The organism is Actinomadura montaniterrae, from assembly GCF_008923365.1.
In the GTDB taxonomy this organism is placed as follows: Bacteria; Actinomycetota; Actinomycetes; order Streptosporangiales; family Streptosporangiaceae; genus Spirillospora; species Spirillospora montaniterrae.
In genome coordinates, this window is record NZ_WBMR01000194.1 from 1 (window position 1) to 17,363 (window position 17,363).

At 73.0% G+C, this 17,363-nt stretch carries 18 protein-coding genes; 8 read left to right on the top strand and 10 right to left on the bottom strand.

Annotation, left to right across the window (positions count from 1 at the left end; all coding sequences use genetic code 11):
• Positions 1-619: 619 nt before the first annotated feature.
• A complete protein-coding gene (locus F9B16_RS39510) occupies positions 620-1,180 on the bottom strand; it encodes a TetR/AcrR family transcriptional regulator (RefSeq protein ID WP_151545360.1) in 561 nt (186 codons plus the stop codon).
• Positions 1,181-1,253: 73 nt separating this feature from the next.
• Between F9B16_RS39510 and F9B16_RS39515 the strand changes: the two genes are divergently transcribed.
• Entirely contained in the window at positions 1,254-2,630 is a 1,377-nt protein-coding gene (locus F9B16_RS39515) for an amidase (protein ID WP_225992354.1), read from the top strand.
• 57 nt (positions 2,631-2,687) lie between these two features.
• On the opposite strand, the gene F9B16_RS39520 is transcribed toward F9B16_RS39515, so the two are convergent.
• The 3 genes from F9B16_RS39520 to F9B16_RS39530 form a co-directional block, all read right to left on the bottom strand.
• A complete protein-coding gene (locus F9B16_RS39520) occupies positions 2,688-3,449 on the bottom strand; it encodes a glucose 1-dehydrogenase (RefSeq protein ID WP_151545362.1) in 762 nt (253 codons plus the stop codon).
• Between the two features lie 102 nt (positions 3,450-3,551).
• Positions 3,552-4,121: a TetR/AcrR family transcriptional regulator gene (locus tag F9B16_RS39525; RefSeq protein ID WP_225992355.1), complete on the bottom strand. Its 570-nt coding sequence runs from the start codon at positions 4,119-4,121 to the stop codon at positions 3,552-3,554.
• Positions 4,122-4,228: 107 nt separating this feature from the next.
• Positions 4,229-4,915 (bottom strand): endonuclease V, encoded by a 687-nt coding sequence (locus tag F9B16_RS39530; RefSeq protein WP_151545363.1) that lies wholly within the window; start codon positions 4,913-4,915, stop codon positions 4,229-4,231.
• An 82-nt stretch (positions 4,916-4,997) separates the two neighbouring features.
• On the opposite strand from F9B16_RS39530, the gene F9B16_RS39535 reads away from it, so the two are divergent.
• Positions 4,998-5,732 carry an SDR family NAD(P)-dependent oxidoreductase gene (locus tag F9B16_RS39535; protein WP_151545364.1) on the top strand — a complete coding sequence of 245 codons (735 nt, stop codon included), beginning with the start codon at positions 4,998-5,000 and terminating at the stop codon, positions 5,730-5,732.
• Positions 5,733-5,884: 152 nt separating this feature from the next.
• Here the strand turns inward: F9B16_RS39535 and F9B16_RS39540 are convergent, their stop codons facing one another.
• From F9B16_RS39540 to F9B16_RS39550, 3 genes are all read right to left on the bottom strand, one after another.
• Entirely contained in the window at positions 5,885-7,054 is a 1,170-nt protein-coding gene (locus tag F9B16_RS39540; protein WP_151545365.1) for a serine hydrolase domain-containing protein, read from the bottom strand.
• 89 nt (positions 7,055-7,143) lie between these two features.
• Positions 7,144-7,659 carry a nitroreductase family protein gene (locus F9B16_RS39545; protein WP_151545366.1) on the bottom strand — a complete coding sequence of 172 codons (516 nt, stop codon included), beginning with the start codon at positions 7,657-7,659 and terminating at the stop codon, positions 7,144-7,146.
• A gap of 91 nt (positions 7,660-7,750) precedes the next feature.
• Positions 7,751-8,593, bottom strand: coding sequence for an SMP-30/gluconolactonase/LRE family protein (locus F9B16_RS39550; RefSeq protein ID WP_151545367.1), 843 nt, complete (start codon positions 8,591-8,593; stop codon positions 7,751-7,753).
• Positions 8,594-8,763: 170 nt separating this feature from the next.
• On the opposite strand from F9B16_RS39550, the gene F9B16_RS39555 reads away from it, so the two are divergent.
• Positions 8,764-9,594 carry an SAM-dependent methyltransferase gene (locus F9B16_RS39555; RefSeq protein ID WP_151545368.1) on the top strand — a complete coding sequence of 277 codons (831 nt, stop codon included), beginning with the start codon at positions 8,764-8,766 and terminating at the stop codon, positions 9,592-9,594.
• Here the strand turns inward: F9B16_RS39555 and F9B16_RS39560 are convergent.
• On the bottom strand, positions 9,588-11,246 hold the full coding sequence (locus tag F9B16_RS39560) for a bifunctional lysylphosphatidylglycerol flippase/synthetase MprF (RefSeq protein ID WP_192809211.1): 1,659 nt from the start codon (positions 11,244-11,246) through the stop codon (positions 9,588-9,590). The two genes, F9B16_RS39555 and F9B16_RS39560, sit on opposite strands and share 7 nt — an antisense overlap.
• 195 nt (positions 11,247-11,441) lie before the next feature.
• On the opposite strand from F9B16_RS39560, the gene F9B16_RS39565 reads away from it, so the two are divergent.
• The 3 genes from F9B16_RS39565 (at position 11,442) to F9B16_RS39575 (ending at position 13,180) form a co-directional block, all read left to right on the top strand.
• Positions 11,442-11,897, top strand: coding sequence for a flavodoxin family protein (locus F9B16_RS39565; protein WP_151545370.1), 456 nt, complete (start codon positions 11,442-11,444; stop codon positions 11,895-11,897).
• Between the two features lie 28 nt (positions 11,898-11,925).
• Positions 11,926-12,225 carry a Dabb family protein gene (locus tag F9B16_RS39570; RefSeq protein WP_151545371.1) on the top strand — a complete coding sequence of 100 codons (300 nt, stop codon included), beginning with the start codon at positions 11,926-11,928 and terminating at the stop codon, positions 12,223-12,225.
• Between the two features lie 280 nt (positions 12,226-12,505).
• Positions 12,506-13,180 carry a response regulator gene (locus tag F9B16_RS39575; RefSeq protein ID WP_151545372.1) on the top strand — a complete coding sequence of 225 codons (675 nt, stop codon included), beginning with the start codon at positions 12,506-12,508 and terminating at the stop codon, positions 13,178-13,180.
• On the opposite strand, the gene F9B16_RS39580 is transcribed toward F9B16_RS39575, so the two are convergent.
• Positions 13,155-13,382 (bottom strand): hypothetical protein, encoded by a 228-nt coding sequence (locus F9B16_RS39580; RefSeq protein WP_151545373.1) that lies wholly within the window; start codon positions 13,380-13,382, stop codon positions 13,155-13,157. The genes F9B16_RS39575 and F9B16_RS39580 overlap by 26 nt on opposite strands.
• Positions 13,383-13,640: 258 nt before the next feature.
• On the opposite strand from F9B16_RS39580, the gene F9B16_RS39585 reads away from it, so the two are divergent.
• Positions 13,641-15,767 (top strand): MMPL family transporter, encoded by a 2,127-nt coding sequence (locus F9B16_RS39585; RefSeq protein WP_151545374.1) that lies wholly within the window; start codon positions 13,641-13,643, stop codon positions 15,765-15,767.
• Positions 15,768-15,781: 14 nt separating this feature from the next.
• On the opposite strand, the gene F9B16_RS39590 is transcribed toward F9B16_RS39585, so the two are convergent.
• Complete coding sequence (locus tag F9B16_RS39590) at positions 15,782-16,450, bottom strand: TetR/AcrR family transcriptional regulator (RefSeq protein ID WP_151545375.1); 669 nt, start codon at positions 16,448-16,450, stop codon at positions 15,782-15,784.
• Between the two features lie 194 nt (positions 16,451-16,644).
• Here F9B16_RS39590 and F9B16_RS39595 point away from each other — a divergent pair, with 194 nt between their 5' ends.
• The gene (locus F9B16_RS39595; RefSeq protein WP_151545376.1) at positions 16,645-17,235 is read left to right on the top strand and encodes an HAD family hydrolase; all 591 of its coding nucleotides are present in this window, start codon (positions 16,645-16,647) and stop codon (positions 17,233-17,235) included.
• Positions 17,236-17,363 lie beyond the last annotated feature (128 nt).

Below are 17,363 nucleotides of genomic sequence, written 5' to 3' on the forward strand. Positions count from 1 at the left end.
GGCCGCCTCAAGCAATGGCGCGGCATCGCCACCCGCTTCGACAAGCTCGCCCGCAACTACAGAGCGGCAATCGTCCTAGTCACAGCACTGCTCTGGATCAACGCATGATCCACTGGACACGACCTAGGCGCTCCGCAACGCGCCAGCTCCTCTCAGCGGTCGATGACGCAGAGGCGGCCTTGCCGGTGCCGGTGGCTGTGACCTTACGGTTTGTGGTGGTCTGCGTGGGGTCGGTGGGTCGTAGGGCCGTGGGTTGGGCCTCCTCCCTGTTGGGCGGGAGGGGCGGGAGCTGATCCTGGGAGCCAACGAGGGCGAGATCACTCGGCTCGGGGCGACTGTGTTGGTGGTTTGCCTGGGCTGGTTTCCCTGTTGTCGCAGGTGGGCGGCATTCGCGCGTGGGGCTGAATAAGGGTGGCTCAGCGGTTCCCTAAGTGAGGCTTAAGGGGGTTCTGGGGGGCGCGGGGGCGGCTTAGCGTTGGGCTTGTTCACATCGGAAGACGGCGGAGGTGCACAGGCGGAGAGCAGAGCGAACGTCGACTGAGGTTCCTGATTGAGACAGGTCTCTGGCCCGCACGGCCCCGTTACCCCGCTCTGGGGCCGTGCGGGCCAGAGGCCTTTTTCAGTCGCGGGGGAGGGCGCCCAGGAGGAGGAGGCGGAAGGCGTCGGCGGTGCCGGTGGCGGCGGTGTCGCCGGTGGCCAGGCGGCGGACGGCCAGGCCGTAGAGCATCGCGACGATCGCCGGGGCGTGCCGCTCGGCGTCGGGGATGCCGAGTGCTGTGAGGACGGCGGTGGCGAGCCGGTCGTAGGCCTCGACGGAGCGGGCCGACGTGTCGCGGATCGCCGGGTCGCGGGCGGCGTGCAGGTGCAGCTCGAGGTTGGCGATCTGCTCGGGGCCGTAGGCGAAGTCGACGACGGCCTTCTCCACGAGGTCCGCGGCGTCGACCGGGGCTATGCCGGATTCGCGGAGGTTCTCGGCGTAGGCGGTGATGCGGGCGATCTCGGCGTCCACGAAGGCGCGCAGCGCCTCGCGGAGCAGTTCGTCCTGGCTGGGGAAGTGGTAGGTGAGGGAGCCGAGGGAGACGCCGGCCGCGCGGGCGACGGCCCGGTTGGTGACGGCGCCGATGCCCTGCTCGCCGATCAGGCGGAGGGTGGCGTGGAGGATCTGGTCGCGGGCGCTCATTACCGCACAGTCTTCCCTAAGGCCGGCGCGGACGCTATCGTTCGTTCGAACGAACGATACCCCGGAGGTGGGCGTGGAGCTGGGTCTGGCCGGTCAGGCGGACGCGCTGCGGAAGGGCGCGGTGTCCTCCGTGGAGCTGGTGGAGGCGTCGCTGGACGCCGTCCGGCGGCAGGAGTCCCTCGGGGCGTTCCGGGTCGTGCGGGAGGCCGCGGTGGAGGAGGCGCGGGAGGCCGACAAGCGGCTGGCGGAGGGGGAGCGGCTGCCGCTGCTCGGGGTGCCCGTCGCGATCAAGGACGACACGGACATCGAGGGCGAGACCACGCCGTTCGCGGTGGCCGGCGACCACGAGCCGGTGAAGCGGGACGGGGAGGTCGTGCGCAAGCTGCGGGCTGCGGGCGCGATCGTCGTGGGCAAGACGACGACGTGCGAGATCGGGTTGTGGCCGTTCAGCGAGTCGCCGGAGTACGGGATCGCGCGGAACCCGTGGAACCCGGAGTACACGCCCGGCGGGTCGTCGGGCGGGTCCGCGGCGGCGGTGGCGGCGGGGATGGTCGCGGGGGCCGTGGGGTCCGACGGGGCGGGGTCGATCCGGATCCCGGCGGCGTGGACGGGATTGGTCGGCATCAAGCCGCAGCGGGGGCGCGTTTCCGGTTATCCGCACACGGACCCTTTCAACGGCATCACCGTCTGGGGGCCGCTGGCGCGGAGCGTGAAGGACGCGGCGTTGATGCTGGACGTGCTTTCGGGCAGCCATCCGGAGGACGTGTACCAGGTGGGACGTCCGGTGCTGCCTTTCGTGGACGCGACGAGGCGGGAACCGGGACGGCTGCGCATCGCGGTCTCGTACCGGACGGCCTTCGGGGTGAGCGGGAAACTCGACCCGGAGATCCGGGCGGCGGTCGAGCGCATTTCGCGAAGGCTGACGGAGCTGGGACACAAGGTGTTCCCCGCGGACCCGGATTACGGGCTGGTGGGGCTCGGCCTGATTCCCCGGGGGACGGCCGGGGTCGCGGACTGGCTGGACGCGATGCCGAACCCGAGGCCGGAGGCCCGGACGGAGGCCGAGGCGCGGATCGGGCGGGTCCTCGGGAAGCGGCTGCTTCCGCTGGCCAAGAGAATGGATCCGTATCTGCAGAAGAAGGTCGGGCGCATTTTCCGGTTCGCCGATGTGGTGCTGACGCCGACGACCGCGCAGCCGCCGTTGAAGGTCGGCGCGTTCGACGGCGCCGGGTACCAGAAGACGCAGTCGGGCGTGGCGGCGGCGTGTCCTTATGCGTGGACGTGGAATGTGCTCGGGTGGCCGGGCGTGAACGTCCCGGCGGGCTTCACGAAGAGCGGCCTGCCGATCGGGGCGCAGCTTCTCGGCCATGATTCCGACGAGGCGACGCTGATCTCGCTGGCGGCCCAGCTGGAGGCCGTCGAGCGGTGGACGGAGCGCCGTCCCCGATGAGGCCCGTGCCGGGCCGCCGGTGCGGGGGTCCGATCCGTCACCGGCGGCCCGGCGCGTTCAGTAGCCGGCGCCGGTGAGCAGGCCGCCGTCGACGAGGACCTCGCTGCCGGTGCAGTACGACGAGTCGTCCGACGCCAGGTAGACGATGAGGCCGGACACCTCCTTGGTCTTGCCCATCCGGCCGAGGGGGAGCGCCTTCATGAGCGCGTCGGCGCTGTCGGCCTTGGCGGCGATGATGTCGTCCTGCATGAACAGCGGAGTGATGATGCCGCCGGGGTGGATGGAGTTGACGCGGATCCCGTACTCGCCGAGCTCGCGGGCGGCGGACTTGGTGAGGCCGCGGACGCCGAACTTGCTGGCGCTGTAGGCGGCGAGGCCGTCCGCGCCGACGAAGCCCTCGGTCGAGGAGACGTTGACGATCGAGCCGCCGCCGGCCACGCGCATCGCGGCGGTCACCGACTTCACGCCGAGCCACTGGCCCATCAGGTTGACGTCGATGATCTGCCGGAACTCGTCGAGGGACATGTCCTCGATGGTCTTGTAGCGGATGATGCCGGCGTTGTTCACCAGGACGTTCAGCGCCCCGAAGACCGAGGTCGCGGTGCCGACGGCGTGCTCCCAGTCGTCGGGCGACGTCACGTCCATCCGGACGAACCGGACGTCGTCCCCGAGCTCGGCGGCGAGCTTGCCGCCCTCCTCCTCCAGGACGTCGCCGAACACGACCTTCGCGCCCTCGGCGACGAAGCGCTTCACATGGGCCTTGCCCATGCCGCGCGCACCACCGGTGATCAGCGCCACCTTGCCGTCAAGCTGCCCCATCAACGCTCCTCGCTCCCAGCGGCGACCGCGACCGCGGCGCCCCACCAAACTAGCGAACGCTTGGTTCGGCGAACAAGGCGGCCCCGGAGCCGGAGCGCGGGGTCAGCGGGTGCGCAGGCCGTCGAACAGCAGCGCCAGCATCCGCTCGGCGTACCCGGCGGGATCCTGGGTGCGCTCGGCCGCGACGCCGATCGCGTTGGTCAGCCGCAGCAGGTCGGCGGCGTCGGCGTTGGCCCGGATCGCGCCCGCGCGCTGCGCCCGCTCCAGCAGCCCGCCGACCGCGTCGCGGATCGCGGCGGCCGCGATGCCGAGCCGCGTCGCCGAGCACCGCGGTGACATCGCCTCGATGAGCACGGTCGACGTGCCGTGCGGCGTCGTCGCGCCCGCCAGGTAGCCGCGCAGCCAGCCCGCCAGCGCCGCGTCCGGGTCCGGCTCGCGCATCAGTTCGGCGGCGTGCGCGAGCAGCCCGTCGATGCGCTCCTGGAGCACCGCGTGCAGCAGGTCGTCGCGGGTGGGGAAGTGCCGGTACAGCGTCCCGGACCCGACGCCCGCGCGCCGCGCGATGTCGTCCAGGGACGCGCCCGTGCCGTGTTCCATGAAGGCCGCGCGGGCCGTGCTGATCAGTCGTTCGTAGTTGCGGCGGGCGTCGGCCCGCATCGGGCGCGGTTGCATGGGCACCGTCCAGCGGCGTGCGCGGACGGCCGGACCGGCCGCCGCGTGTTACCGAAGAGCCTGCCATCTCCCCGCGCCGACGTCGAGGAAGGCGCCGTCGCGCGCCATCAGCCTCCGAGTGCGTCGCGGGACAGCCGGTCCGCCCTGCGAGTCGTCTCCGGAAGGCGGTACTCGGGCGTCACCGCGAGGACGTCGCGGCACGCCGAGTCGAGGTCGGTGCGGTGGCCGACGGACACGAACACCGGCTTCACGCCGTCGCGGGTCCGCAGCACGCGCCCGACCTCCTCGCCGCCGTCCACCAGCGAGGACGCGGCACCGCGGCGCGGGCCCGGCGCGTCGTAGGTCCCGACGAACGCGGTCTTGCCCACCCCGATCGTCGGCAGGCCGGTCAGCACCCCGAGATGGCACGCCAGCCCGAACCGGCGGGGGTGCGCGACCCCGAACCCGTCGCAGACGAGCAGGTCGGGCGTGGTCTCCAGGGCCCGGAGCGCGTCCAGCAGGGTGGGCAGCTCGCGGAACGCGAACAGCCCCGGGACGTACGGGAACGCGGTCGTCCCGAAGGCGACCGACTCCTCCACGACGTCGAGGGTCGCCGCGTCCAGGACGACCACGGCGGCGGCCAGCCGGGGCGCGGTCCCGCCGCCGTCGCCCGCGTACGCGACGTCCAGGCCGGCGACCGTGCGCGGGTTCGCCGGGCCGGGGACGTCGAGCTCCAGCATCGGGCGCAGCCGGTCCTGGATCGCCTCCGCCTCCGCCGGCGTGGACGGCCACGGGTGCAGGTCGCGTACCTCCATGAACCGGCACGCTACCGCCCCTGCCGGCGGCGATGCGGGCGGCGGCTACGGTGAGGGCACGAGCGGCCGGAGCGGAGGACCGATGGACGGCATGACCCTGGACGGACGCACCGCCGTCGTCACCGGCGGCGCGGGCGGCATCGGGCGGGCGATCTGCGCCGACCTCGCCGCGCTCGGCGCCCGCGTCGTCGTCGCGGACCTCGACCTGCCCGCCGCCGAGGGCGTCGCGGAGGAGAGCGGCGGGACCGCGGCCCGCGTCGACCTCGCCGACCCGGCGTCCATCGACGCGTTCACCGCCGGCGTCGGGCCGGTGGACGTCCTCGTCCACAACGCGGGCGTCAGCATCGTCGAGCCGTTCGCCGGCAGCGACCCCGCCCACTGGGACCTGATGTGGCGCGTCAACCTGCGCGCTCCGATGCAGCTCACCCGCGCCCTGCTGCCCGGGATGACCGGGCGCGGCTGGGGCCGGCTCGTGTTCGTCTCCTCCGACGGCGCCCGCGCCGGGTCCGGCGGCGAGGGCGCGTACGCGGCCACCAAGGCGGGCCTGTTCGGGCTCGCCAAGAGCCTCGCCCGCGAGGCGGCGGGCGACGGCGTCACGTCCAACGTGGTGTGCCCCGGCCCGACGGACACGCCGATGGTCCGGACGGTGTCGGAGCGGCATCCGGACCTGCTGGCGAAGCTCGCCCGGCAGATCCCGCTGCGCCGCATCGGCCGCCCGGACGACGTCGCCGGCATGGTCGCGTTCCTGTGCACCGACCGCGCCGGGTACATCACCGGGCAGACCGTGTCCGTCAGCGGCGGCATCACCATGCAGTGAGCGGCGGCATCACCATGCGGTGAGCGGCGGCATCACCATGCGGTGAGCGGCGGCATCACCATGCGGTGAGCGGCGGCATCACCATGCGGTGAGCGGCGGCATCACCATGCGGTGAGCGGCGGCATCACCATGCGGTGATGCCTCGGCCGGGCTCAGCCCAGCGACGCGTACGCGGCCTCCGTCAGCCGGAACGCGCGCAGGTCGCCGGACGCCTGCTCGCCCATCCTGTTCGGTAGGTACGCCAGCGCCAGGCCGGCGTCCGGGTCGCCGAGCCCGATCGAGCCGCCCGCGCCGGTGTGGCCGAACGCCGTCTCCCGCGCCCGCTTCGGGACGAAGTACGTCTGCGACGGCCGCATGAACCCGAGCCCGAACGAGCTGTCCACGATGAGCGTGCGGTCCGGGCCGGACACCCGGCGGCGCATCGCCTCGCGCAGCGTGTCCGGGCGCAGGATCCGGCCCGCGACCAGGTCGCGGTAGAACCCCGCGAATCCGGACGCGGTCGCGAGCACCCCGGCGGACGGCCAGCCGGCGCGCAGCACCACCGGGTTGTTGTAGCCGCCCTTGCCCGGATGCGGGTTGTTCAGCGCCCGGTTCATTGGGCTCCGCGGGTCGGCGTACGCCGCGGCGATCCGCTTCAGGACGTCGCCGGCCGCGGTCTTCGGCCCGTCGGCCGCGCCGGAGACGCGCCCCTTCGCGGTCATCTTCGCGGCGCGCCCGATCACGTCGTCCGGCGCCCCGATCCACATGTCGAGGCCGCCGGTGAACTCCTCCTTGGCGAACGCGCCGACCGTCCGGCCCGACAGCCGCCGGACGATCTCCCCGGCCAGCCAGCCGTACGTCAGGGCGTGGTAGCCGTGCGCCTCGCCGGGCGTCCACTCCGGCTTCTGCGCGGCGAGCAGGTCTGCGAGCGCCTTCGGGTCGGCAGCCTCCTCCGCCGACACGGGACGGTCGAACGCGGGAAGCCCGACCTGGTGCGACAGCAGGTGCGCCGCCGTCGCGCCGTCCTTGCCGTGCTCGCCGAACTCCGGCCACCACGCGGTGACCGGCCCGTCGACCTCGTAGGCGCCGCGCTCGGCGAGCAGCAGCGCCGCCGCGGCCGTCACCGCCTTGGTGCAGGAGAAGCCGAAGCAGGGCGTGTCGGCGGTCCAGGCGCGGCCCGTCCGGTGGTCGGCGACGCCGCCCCACAGGTCCACGACCTTGCGGTCCCCGGCGTACACGGCGACGGCGGCGCCCAGTTCCCGCCCGTCGGCGAAATGCTGCTCGAACACCTCACGGACGGCGGCGAACGCCGGATCGCAGTGCCCCTGCACAGTGCTGCTCATGCCCGGTCCTCTCCACGGGGGTTTCTAGAATCATGCTCGAAGATTCCAGAAGACCGGGCATCGGCCCCCGTGTCACGCTTTCCGGGCGGTCACCAGCGGTCGCGGTGCACGACGTCCTCGAACGCCCGCCGGGCCGGGTTCCGGACGGGCTTCAGCGGACGGCCCGCCGGGTACCCGAGCCCGACCAGGTACGCGCAGAACCGGTCCTCCGGCAGGCCGAGGACGCGGCGCGCCACCGCCTGGTCCATGACCGTCGCGTGCCCGCTGCCGATGCCGAGGTCGGCCGCCGCGAGCATGATGCTCAGCATCGCCTGGCCCAGGTCGAACCGCGCGGTCTCCCGCTCGCCGGGATCGTCGTAGTCGCGCATGACCAGCGCGATGGTCGCCGCCGAGCCGGGGATGTGCGCCGCGTACATCCCCGCGTCCGCCAGCTCCTCGAGCTGGTCCCGCTTCGTGACGACGACGAAGTCCCACGGCTGCCAGTTCTTGGACGACGGCGCCCGCCGCGCCGCCTCCAGGACGCGGTCGAGGTCGTCCGGCGCGATCGGCTCGTCGCTGTACTCCCGGACGTTGCGCCGGGACGTGATGGCGTTCCAGGTTTCCACGCGAGTCCGCTACCCGCCGCCCGCCCCGGGAAACGGCCAGGTCACGGGCGGCGGAGAGCGGCTCGGTCACGGGCGGCGGGGACCGGCACGGTCAGGGCCATCCCGCGCCGGGCACCTCGACCTCCGCGACCAGCACCCGCCCGCTTCCCGGCCGCACCGGATCGGGCTCGGTCATGCCCTGCCATTGCGCCGCCGTGATGAACAGCGTCGTCCCGCCGGGGCCGCCCAGGGCGCAGGCGAACGCGCCCCGGTCCACCTCGACGACGTCCAGGACCTCGCCGCCCTCGGCGACGCGCACGCACCTGTCGTGGGGCACGTCCGCGTACCAGACGGCGCCCTCCGCGTCGGTGCAGATGCCGTCCGGCGTCCCGTCACCGAGGTCCGCCCAGACGCGCCGGTCCGACAGGCCGCCGCCGGCGCCGATCGCGAACGCCACCAGCTCGCCGCGGTAGGAGTCGGCGACGATCAGCGTCGAGCCGTCCGGCGTCACCGCCATCCCGTTGGGGAACGCGATGTCGTCGGCGACCTCCCGCACCGTCCCGTCCGGCGCCGCGAGGAACACGAATCCGGGCTTGACCTCCTCACCGGCCATCGGGTCGAACCCGGCGCGGTCGACGTAGGCGTTGCCGCGGCCGTCCACCACGATGTCGTTCCAGCCCGTCAGGCCGAGGTCCGCGTGGACGGTCAGCGACCCGTCGTCCTCGCGCCGCAGCAGCCGCCCGTTCGGCGAGTCGACGATCACCAGCCCGCCGTCCGGGAGCCACGCCGTGCACAGCGGCAGCGACTTCACCCGCGCGACGACCTCAGCGCGCCCGTCCAGGTCCGCGGCGACGACCTCGCCCGCCGACCAGTCGGAGAAGTACACGCGTCCGTCGTGCCAGCGCGGCGACTCCACCAGCCCCCGCCCGCCGACCAGCGTCCGGATCTCGGTCATGCTCCCTCACCCCCAGGTTCGCGGCCGGTCCGCCGCCGGCCTCCGACCCCTATACGAAGGACTCCCGCCCGGATCGACATCGCCGCGGCGGCGATTCCGGAAACCCCGCCCGCCGCGCTAACCTCGCCGGTGAGCGCGGGAAACGCCCCGCGCGAGAGACGGGGCCGACCGTGGACGAGACGCAGCGGCACGAGACGACCGTTCCGAGCGCCGCGCGGATTTACGACTACCTGCTCGGCGGCAAGGACAACTACGCCGTCGACCGGGACGCCGCCGACCGGCTCCTCGCCGTCGTGCCCGACCAGCGCATCCTGGCCCGCGCGAACCGCGCCTTCGTCATCCGCGCCATGCGCGTGCTCGCGGAGCAGGGCGCCCGGCAGGTGCTCGACGTCGGGACCGGCATCCCCACGTCCCCGAGCATCCACGAGGTGTTCCACGCGGTGGACCGGTCCGCGCGGATCGTCTACGTCGACAGCGACCCGCTGGTGAAGGTGCATAACGACGCCCTGCTCGCCACGACGGACCAGGTGACCTCGATCGAAGGCGACGTCCGCCGGCCGGACGAGATCCTCGACCACGTGCGGAGCCGCGGGCTGCTCGACCTGTCGGAACCGGTCGTGGTGGTCCTCGCGGCGGTGCTCCACCTCGTCCCCGACGCGCAGGACCCCGCCGGGATCGTCGCGCGGTACCGCGACGCCATGGCGCCGGGCGGCCACCTCGTGCTGTCCCAGTTCGCGGCGCACAGCGATCCGGCCGCGATGGCGCGGCTGCACGCGATCGCCGACGGCACGCCCGTGCAGACCTACTTCCGCCCGCGCGAGCAGATCCTGACGTTCTTCGACGGCTTCGAGCTGCTCGCCCCGGGCCTGGTCGACGTCGAGCGGTGGCGTCCCGGCATGGACGCCCCGGCGACCCGCCTGAAGATCACCGGTGGTGTCGCCCAAAAAAGCCGAACGCCCGGATCCGCGGGATCCGGGCGCTCGGCGACGCGGCGTCAGTAGCGGCTGTAGTGGTGTGCGGGCTCGGTGACGGCCTCCTCGGGCGCCGCCGCCGGCTTCGTGCGGCCGAACTCCAGCGTCAGCAGCGCCGCCGCCAGCCACACGATGTCGAACCACGACCGGAACACGATGCTGCGCGGCTTGTAGGCGGGCCGGAACTTCTTGTCGAACAGGTACAGCGACTCGACCGCGATCAGCGGGTCGAGCAGGTGCAGGGCCTGGTAGCCGGCCTTCTCCAGCGCGCCGCGCTCCTCCGAGTCCAGCAGCTCGCGGAAGGCCGCGAAGTTCAGCGAGACGAGCGCGTGCCCCTGCTCGCCGGCGTACTCGATCATCTCGACGATCAGCCGCTCGTTGACGCCGTTCGGCCCGCCGGGGGTGCGCCGCATCGCGTCCAGGCTGATGCCCTCGCCGGCGGTCACGTACCGCTGGAACGCGATCGGCTTCTTGTCCTCGTCGTAGGCGACCGCGACCACCGCGCCGGGGTGGTAGCCGGTGAGCAGCTCGTCGAGGTTCATCGAGAAGCCGCGCTCGGCGGCGCCGCCCAGCGAGCCGGACGCCACCTCCAGCAGTTCGGCGCGCAGGCTCGCGGACAGCTCGCGCTCGGGCACGATCTCGGTGGTGACGCCCGCGTTGACGGTCCGCTTGACGGCCTGCCGGACGTTGCGCATCTGCCGGCCCGACAGCGTGAACTCCTCCGGCCGGACGACGACCTCGTCGCCGAAGCCGAACGAGCGCAGCGGGCCCCACTCCGGCAGCAGGTCGGCGCTCGCGCCGAGCACCGCGGGACGCCAGCCGGTCGTCCGGCACAGCTCCAGGAACTCCGCGATGGCGGCGGCGTGCGACTTCGGGTCGCCGACGGGGTCGCCGCCCGCCACCGCGATGCCGAACAGCACCCGGTAGCCGATCGCGGCGCGCCCGTCCGGGCTGAACACGTACGCCTTGTCGCGGCGCAGCGCGAACGGGGCGAGGGTGTCCGAGCCGGGGTGCGCGACCAGGCCGGCGACGCGGCGCCGCTCGTCCTCGTCGCCGGGCGGCGGCGCGGGGTCGGGCGCCAGCAGCGTCATCACCAGGGCGAGCAGGCCCACCGCGCCGGCCAGGCCGAGCACGCCGGGCAGCCAGGACGCGCCGTCGATGCGCGCGCCGGTGGCGCCGAGGCCGCTCGCCACGACCCGCACGGACCGGACCGACACGCCGCCGACCAGCACCGACCCGACCACCGCGCCGATCACGAGGATCGCGCCGGTCTTCACCGCGGTGCGGACGCGGTCGGGGTGCGGGCGGACGGGGAACCGGTCGCGCTCCAGCCAGAGCCCGACCAGGACGGCCGCGAGGAGCGGCACCCGCCACGGCGCGTCGTCGCCCGCCACGACGGCGAGCAGGCCGAGGACGACCAGCGCGACCAGCCCGTACCAGGCGGCCCGGCGGCGCAGCAGGACGCCGCGCGCGATGAGCAGGAGCACCAGGCCCAGGGACACGGCGTGCGCGGGGGCGAGCGGGGTTCCGGTCGCCACCTCCGACAGCCGGCTGAGCCAGTGCGGGGACCATGCCATGGCGGGCACGGCGATCAGGACGGCGACGAACGCGGCGACGAGCGCCAGCGGCCAGACGGGCAGTGCCTCGCCGCCGGCGCGCTCGGCCGATTTCGCTGCATGCACGAGAAGGACACCTCCGCTGAGCCCCAACCATGATCCTTTGGAACTCATTCCCCGGATCGGACGTTATCTTTGGCCGCTCATGGTCAGCGTCGTCCGGACACCTCCTATGACGTCGCGTTCGGCGTCTTCGGCGGTCGTCGTCCCCACGACGGCCGTACCCGGCCACCCGAGGGGAAACTGGTTAGTCTCGTGAGGGTGAAGAGGCTCCTGCTCGTTCATCACACGCCCTCGCCGTCCGTCCAGGCGATGTTCGAGGCGGTGCGCGCGGGGGCGCGCACGGACGAGATCGAGGGCGTGGAGGTCGTCTCCCGTCCGGCGCTGACCGCCTCGGCCGTGGACGTCCTCGAGGCGGACGGCTACCTCCTCGGCTCCCCTGTGAACCTCGGTTATCTCTCCGGGGCGCTCAAGCACTTCTTCGACCAGGTTTATTACCCGTGCTTGGAGGAGACAATCCGCCGGCCGTTCGGGGCCTTCCTGCACGGCAACAACGACGCCACCGGGGCGCTGCGCGCGCTTGAGGCGATCACCACGGGGCTGAAGTGGCGGGCGGTCCAGCCGCCCGTGGTGGTGACGGGGGAGCCGGGCAAGGCGGACCTGGAGGCGTGCTGGGAGCTCGGCGCGGTCGTCGCCGCGGAGCTCGGGACCGTTTGAGCCCGCCGCTTCTCGGTAGCGTGCCCGCATGAGCGGTTTCCGTCACGTGGTGATGTTCAGGTGGGCCGAGGGCACGACGATCGGCCAGCAGGAGGAGGTCGCGGCGAGGCTGCGCGAGCTGACCGGGGTCATCCCGGAGATCGGCGGGTACAGCGTCGGCCTCGACGCGGGCGTGAACCCGGGGTCCTACGAGTTCGTCGTGGTCGCGGACTTCGCGAGCAAGGACGACTACCTGGTGTACCGCGACCATCCGAAGCACCGGGCGGTGATCGACGAGTTCATCACGCCGATCGTCGCGGAGCGGGCCGCCATCCAGTACGAGACCTGAGGCGCACGAGGCCCGCCCCCGGGCGGTGCGATGTGCGCTGTCCCACACAACGCTTACCGAGCAAGCGCTTGTGTCCGAGCACTTTTCGGGTTAGTTTCACACAACGCCCGCCGGGAACGGATCGCGCCCCGTTCCCGGCGGACGGCCTTCGCTCGCCTTCGTCCGTCCTCCGGCGGCGGCCCCGTGGGAACGTTCCGATTCCTCGCGGGGCCCGAATCGTCGTACGGTTGCGCCGTCGCATCCGGGCCGGACGGGAGCCCGGGCGGACGGGGGAGCAGGCGTGATCACAGTGCTGCTGGCCGACGACCAGTCGCTGGTGCGGGCCGGGTTCCGGATGCTGCTGTCCGGCGAGGACGGCATCGAGGTCGTGGGCGAGGCCGAGGACGGCGACGCCGCGGTGGAGCTGGCCCGCCGGCTGCGGCCCGACGTCGTCCTCATGGACCTGCGGATGCCCGGCACCGACGGCCTCGCCGCCACCCGCCGGATCGCCTCCGACCCCGCCCTCGACGAGGTGCGCGTCCTCGCCCTCACCACCTACACCGACGACGAGCACATCTACCTGGCGCTGCGCGCGGGCGCGGCGGGCTTCCTCGTCAAGGACATGGAGCCCGCCGAACTGGTGAACGCCGTCCGGGTGGTGGCGGGCGGCGAGGCGCTCCTGGCCCCCGCCGTCACCCGGGCCGTCATCGAGGGGTTCGTCGGCGGGCGGCCCGCCCCCGCGCCCGCCGCCGTCGGCCGGCTCGAGATCCTCACCGACCGGGAGCGGGAGGTGGTCCGGCTGGTCGGGCGGGGGCTGTCCAACGCGGAGATCGCGAACGCCCTCGCGGTCAGCCCCCTCACCGCCAAGACGCACGTCAGCCGGGCCATGAGCAAGCTCGGGGTGCGCGATCGGGCCCGGCTGGTGGTGCTCGCCTACGAGTCGGGGCTGGTCACCCCCGGGTCCGCGAGTTCATGATCTCGTCGCGGAGCTGCTGCGGGGTGGGGGCCTCCAGCAGCCGCGGGCCGTCCCGCAGCGGGACCATGGCCCACCAGGACCCGGTCGCCTCGCCGAACCACACGCGCACCCCGGGGAACTGCTCCTGCAGGCCGCGCGCCGTGGCGGCGCGGATGGCCGCGGGCGTGGGCTCGTCCCGGCCGGCGCCCTGTGGAGCCGTCATGCCGCCCTCCCCCCGATGATCCCCTCAGTAACAGCGTCCCCACGGGCCAAAGCGTCACCCCTACTCGGCAAATTGTGACTAAGCACACTATGGAGGTTCGGCGGGCCCAACGGTGGGATACCGCGCCGGATGTACTCCGGCGGAAGTAGCGGACCCCGCGGAAGCCGCCGCCCGCCCGACGACGCGGGCCGGGTGCGGGAGCCACGATTCCGGGAACGACGTGTTCTCTACCCGCGGACTCCCGCGAAGGTGGTTCCCATGAAACTGGCCAGGCTCGCCCGGGTCTGCTACCGAAGGCGGCGGCTCGTCGTCGCCGCCTGGATCGTCGGCGCCCTCGCCGTCCTCGTCCTCGGCTACGGCTTCGCCGCCAAGCCGCTCAACGACTTCACCGGAGGCTCCTCCCAGTCCGCGACCGCCAAGAAGCTGCTCGACGAGCACTTCCCCAAGCGCAGCGGCGACACCATCACGCTCGCCGTCCGCGCGGACGCCGGGGTGCGCTCGGCCGACGCGAAGGCCAGCGTCGCTCAGGCGATCGACCGGCTCGCCAAGACGCCGCACGTCGCCTCCGTGACCTCGCCCTACGACGTCCCCGGCCAGATCTCCAAGGACGGCCGGACCGCGTTCGCCACCGCGAACCTCGACGTCCCCACCGACGACGCGCCGGCCTCCGACGTCACCAAGCTGATCAAGGACGTCCGCAGCGACTCCGGCCCCGTCCGGATCGAGCTCGGCGGCGCCGCCATCGACAACGCCGAGACCGCCGGCGGCGGGTCCTCGGAGGGGATCGGCGTGCTCGCCGCCGTCGTCATCCTGCTGATCGCGTTCGGCTCGGTGCTGGCGATGGGGCTGCCGATCGTGACCGCGCTGTTCGGCATTGGCTCCGGCCTCGGGCTCATCGCGCTGATCGCGCACCTGCTGCCCGCGCCGTCGTTCGGGCCGATCGTCGCCGCGCTCATCGGCATCGGCGTCGGCATCGACTACGCGCTGTTCATCGTCACCCGCTACCGGGAGGAACTGGCCGGCGGCAAGGAGCCGGAAGAGGCGACCGTCACCGCCATCACCACCGCCGGGCGCGCCGTGCTGTTCGCCGGCAGCACCGTCGTGATCGCCCTCATGGGGCTGTTCGTCATGCAGCAGAAGCTGTTCGACGCGGTCGCCGTCGCCGCCGGGCTGGCCGTCCTGATGACGATGCTCGCCGCCGTCACGCTGCTGCCCGCGCTGCTCGGCTTCACCGGGCGCGCCATCGACCGGCTGCGCGTGCCGGGCCTCGGCCGGGCCCGCCGCCCGCTCGCCGAACGGTGGGCCCGGGTCGTCCAGCGGCACCCCGTCGTCACCGGGCTGTGCGCCGCCGCGCTGCTGCTCGTGCTCGCGGTGCCGGCGCTGTCGATGCGGCTCAGCCTGCCCGACTCCAGCACCCAGCCGCACGACACCAGCGGCTACGCCGCGAACCAGATCATGGCCGAGGGCTTCGGGCCCGGCACCGCCGCGCCGCTGGTCGTCGTCACCCGCGGCGGGGACCCGGCGCCGGTCGCCGCGGCCGTCGGCGCCGCGAAGGGCGTCGCCGCCGTCCAGCCGCCCCGCACCAGCCCCGACGGCGCCGTCTCGGTGATCATGGCGTTCCCGACCACCGGCGCGCAGGACGAGGCCACCCCGCGGCTCGTGCACCGGCTCCGCGACGACGTGCTGCCGCGCGTCACCGAGGGGCGGGGCGTGCGGGCCTACGTCGGCGGCCAGAACGCGGCGTCCATCGACTTCGCCGACGACGTCCAGACCCGGCTGCCGTGGCTCATCGCGGTCGTCGTCGGGCTGTCGCTGCTGCTGCTCGTCGCGCTCGTCCGCTCGCTGACCGTCGCGCTGCAGGCCGCGCTGATGAACCTGCTGTCGATCGCCGCCGCCTACGGCGTGCTGACCGCCGTCGTCCAGTGGGGCTGGGCGGGCACGGTGCTCGGCTTCCCCACCTCGATGCCGGTCACCACCTGGGTGCCGCTGATGATGTTCCCGATCCTGTTCGGGCTGTCCATGGACTACGAGGTGTTCCTCGTGTCGCGGATCCGCGAGTCGCATGAGGCGGGCGTCCCGACCCGGGAGGCCGTCGCGCGGGGCCTCGCCGGCACCGCGCGCGTCATCACCGCCGCCGCGGCGATCATGGTGATGGTGTTCCTGTCGGTGCTGCTCGGCGCGAACATCGCTGTCAAGCAGATCGGCCTCGGCCTCGGCGTCGCGATCCTGATCGACGCGACCGTCGTGCGGATGGTGCTCGTCCCGGCCCTGATGGAGCTGTTCGGCGAGAAGAACTGGTGGCTGCCCGGGCCGATCGCGCGGCTGCTGCCGCGCCGCCGCCCCGAGGCCGCCGCGCAGTCCCCGGGCGTGCCGGTCCGGGGATAGGGGGCCTGCGGGCTCTAGTGGGTGTTGATCCCGTCGAACATGACCTTGATGTAGTGCTCGCCGAGGCTCTGGGAGTCGAGCCGTCCGCCCGGCTTGAACCAGCGGACGGCCACCCAGATGGTGTCGCGGATCATCCGGTAGGTCAGGTGCGGGTCGAGGTCCTCGCGGAACAGGCCCTGCTCCTGGCCCGCCGCGATGGTCTCGACCCACATCTTCTCCACCTCGTCCTCGGACTTGGTGAGGTAGGCGAAGCGGTCCATGCCCTGGAGGTAGTTCCAGTCGTTCTGCATGACCGTGATCGCGGCGCGGTGCGGCTCGAGGCTGTTGAACGCGATCCGGACGAGCCCGGCGATCGTCTCGCGCGGGTCGCGGCCCGCGTCGATCTCGGCCCGGTAGGCGGCCATGATCTCGTCGAAGAAGCCGGTCAGGATCTCGTCCACGATCGACTCCTTGGAGTCGAAGTGGTGGTAGAGGCTGCCGGACAGGATGCCGGCCTCGTCGGCGATGTTGCGGACCGTGGTGGCCTGGAAGCCCTTCTCCGCGAACAGGTCCGCGGCCAGCCTGACCAGGTGCTCGCGGCGCTCCGACGCCAGGGCCGGCGAGCCCTTGCCGCGGCGGCGCGCGCCGCCCTCGCCGGCGGCCCGGGGCCTCGCCCGCCCGGAATTCGCGCTCGTGGTCGTCACCCTCTCATTATGCCGTGTGCGCGCCCAACCGCTTGCTCAGTCGGCGCGTCAACGGCAGTTTACGGTCTGCACAAGCGCTTGTTCCATCACCCGGGGCGCCGGTATCGCGACGCCCCGCGACCGGCGCCGCGCCGCGGCCCCCGCGGCGCGGCCCCGCGACGGCGGCACCGTCCCGCCCCGCATACCCTCGGACCATGCCCGATGTGATCGTCTTCGACCTGTTCGGCGTCATCGCCCGCACCCAGACCCCCGAGGCCGTGCGGGAGATCGAGGAGATCGCCGGCGTCTCCGGCGCCCCGTTCTGGGACGCGTACTGGGCGCTGCGCCCCGGCTACGACGCCGGCCAGGACAGCACCGCGTACTGGGCGGACGTCGCCGCCGCCCTCGGCACCGAGTTCCCGGACGTGCCCGCGCTCATCGACGCCGACCTGCGCAGCTGGACGAACGTCGACGAGCGCATGGTCGCCCTCGTCCACGAGCTGGCCGACGGCGGCCGCACGCTGGGCCTGCTCTCCAACATCATCGCCGACCTCGTGCCCCGCTTCGAGGCGCGGCACGAGGGCTGGCTGTCCCGGTTCGACGCGCTCACCTACTCGTGCGCCATCGGTGTCGCCAAGCCGGACCCGCGCGCCTACCGCATCTGCGCCGAGCGGCTCGGCGTGCGGCCCGCCGACGTCCTGTTCATCGACGACACCGAGCGCAACGTCCTCGCGGCCCGCGAGACCGGCATGGCCGCCGAGGTCTTCGCGAGCCCCGACCAGGTCCGCGCCCTGCTCGCCGTCTAGATGTACTCGGCCGTGAGGTTGGTGACACGCCGGGTTGGTGGTTGATCAAAGCGAAGACCTCCGAGTGCGGTGGAGATAGCCGTCTTCACCCGTCTCGGAGGTCTTCATGGGCCACGCTAATGCACGGT